The sequence below is a fragment of the Methylibium sp. T29 genome (assembly GCF_000576205.1).
Lineage (GTDB): Bacteria > Pseudomonadota > Gammaproteobacteria > Burkholderiales > Burkholderiaceae_C > Methylibium > Methylibium petroleiphilum.
In genome coordinates, this window is the sequence record NZ_AZND01000401.1 from 1 (window position 1) to 2221 (window position 2221).

The window sequence follows — 2221 nt, forward strand, 5'->3', positions numbered from 1 at the left end:
ACCGCGCCGCCGAGGCCCTGCGGGCGCGTGGCACGCGCGTGCTGGCGACGCTGTTCGACAACGGCATCGCTTGGCTCGTGGCCGATGCGGGCGCGGCACGGGCCGGGGTGGTGCATGTGCCCTTGCCCGGCTTCTTCACGCGCGGGCAGCTGCAGCATGCGCTGGCCGCGGCCGGCGTCGATACCCTGTGGACGTTTCCGGCGGCTGCCGCCGGCTTTCCCGGTGCGCCGTCCGAGCCGCTCCGCTTCGACCCCGGAGCGGAGCCGATCAGCGCGCTGCGCCTCCCGGCGGTGCCGGTCGCGATGCCGGCCGGGACCGCCAAGGTCACCTTCACCTCCGGCACCACCGGCACACCGAAGGGCGTCTGCCTGGGGCAGGCAGCGATGGACCGGGTGGCGCAGGCGATCGGCGAGGCCACGGCCGCGCTGGACATCACCCGCCATCTCAGCGTGCTGCCGTTCGCGGTGCTGCTGGAGAACATCGCCGGCGTGCTGGCGCCGCGCCGGCGCCAGGCCACCTGCATCGCGGTGCCGCTGGCCAGCGTCGGGCTGCACGGTTCGTCGCGCTTCGATCCGGCGCAGCTGCAGGCCGCGGTCGAGTCCTGGCAGCCGCACAGCCTGATCCTGCTGCCGCAGATGCTGCGGGCGTGGACGATGTGGCTGCGGGCCACCGGTCGCCGGGCACCGGCATCGCTGCGGCTGGTGGCCGTGGGCGGTGCCGCGGTCGGTGCGCCGCTGCTGCAGTCGGCACGTGAGCTCGGCATCCCGGCCTACGAAGCTACGGCCTGTCGGAAGGGGCGTCGGTGCAGACGCTGAACCTGCCCGGCGCCGATCGCCCGGGCAGCACCGGCCGACCGCTGCCGCACGCGCGCCTGCGCATCGCCGCCGACGGCGAGATCGAGGTGACGGGAAGCGCGTTCCTCGGCTACCTCGGCAGCGAGGCGCCACCGCCGGACTGGTGGCCGAGCGGCGACCTCGGCACGATCGACGCCCAGGGCTTCCTGCACGTGCAGGGCCGCAAGAAGCAGGTGCTGATCACGGCCTATGGCCGCAACGTGTCGCCCGAATGGGTCGAGACGGCGCTGCAGAGTGCCGCGGTGGGCGGCCTGCCGCCGATCGCCCAGGCGGTGGTGTTCGGCGATGGCCGGCCGGCACTGTCGGCGGTGCTGTGGCCGTTGCGCGCGGACCTGCCCGACGCCGTGCTGCAGGCAGCCGTCGATGCGGCCAACGCCGGGCTGCCCGACTACGCGCGGGTGCGCCGCTGGGTCCGCGCCCGCGCGGCCTTCGACACCGACACCGGACTCGCCACCGCGAACGGCCGGCCGCAACGTGCCGCCATCGAGCAATTGCACCGCGATGCGCTGGTGGCCGATCCGCTCCCTTCGACCTTCATCACGGAACCGATCTCTCCATGAGCTTTCACGCCCGACTCCTGCGCGACACCGCCGCCGAACGCGGCGAGCTGGTCGCCATTCCCATCATCCAGGGCTGCCTGCGCGGCGAGGTCTCGCGCGACAGCTACCTGGCCTTCCTGACCCAGGCCTACCACCACGTGCGCCACACCGTGCCGCTGCTGCAGGCCTGCCGCGAGCGCGTGGGCTCCTCGCGGCCGGCGTGGCTGACCGACGCGCTGGACGAGTACGTGGAGGAAGAGCGCGGTCACGACGAATGGATCCTCGACGACATCGCGGCCTGCGGCGGCGACAAGGAGGCTGTGCGCCACGGCACGCCGGGCCATGCGACCGAGGTGATGGTGGCCTATGCCTACGACACCATCGCGCGCGGCAACCCGCTGGGCTTCTTCGGCATGGTGCATGTGCTCGAGGGCACCAGCGTGTCTCTGGCGCTGATGGCGGCCGATCGCATCCAGGTGAACCTGCGCCTGCCTGACGCCGCCTTCAGCTACCTGCGTTCGCACGGCACTCTCGACCAGGAGCACACCGCGCATTTCGAGCTGCTGATGGACCGGCTGGACGACCGCGCCGACCAGGACGCCATCGTGCATGCCGCCCGCGCCTTCTACCGCCTCTACGGGGACGTGTTCCGCAGCCTGCCACTGCCCCGGATCGTGGCGTCGGGGGTCCAGCCCACCGCGCAGGCCGCATGATGGGCCTCGACCTGAAGCATTGCAGCGTGGTGCTCACCGGCGCCTCGGGCGGCATCGGCGCGGCCGTGGCGCGCGCCCTGTCCGGAGCCGGTGCGCGGCTGCTGCTCGTCGGCCG

General features: G+C 73.2%; 3 protein-coding genes. All 3 read left to right on the forward strand.

All coding sequences use genetic code 11. The features are described from left to right. Positions 1–815 (forward strand): AMP-binding protein (locus tag x551_RS27785; RefSeq protein WP_253950446.1); only part of this gene is annotated, 815 nt, incomplete at its 5' end. Beyond that, positions 803–1414, forward strand: a complete 612-nt coding sequence (locus x551_RS27790) for a hypothetical protein (protein WP_253950447.1) — start codon at positions 803–805, stop codon at positions 1412–1414. The genes x551_RS27785 and x551_RS27790, both read left to right, overlap by 13 nt. Continuing rightward, complete coding sequence (locus tag x551_RS21405) at positions 1411–2106, forward strand: iron-containing redox enzyme family protein (protein WP_036233278.1); 696 nt, start codon at positions 1411–1413, stop codon at positions 2104–2106. The genes x551_RS27790 and x551_RS21405 overlap by 4 nt, the downstream gene beginning before the upstream one ends. Positions 2107–2221 lie beyond the last annotated feature (115 nt).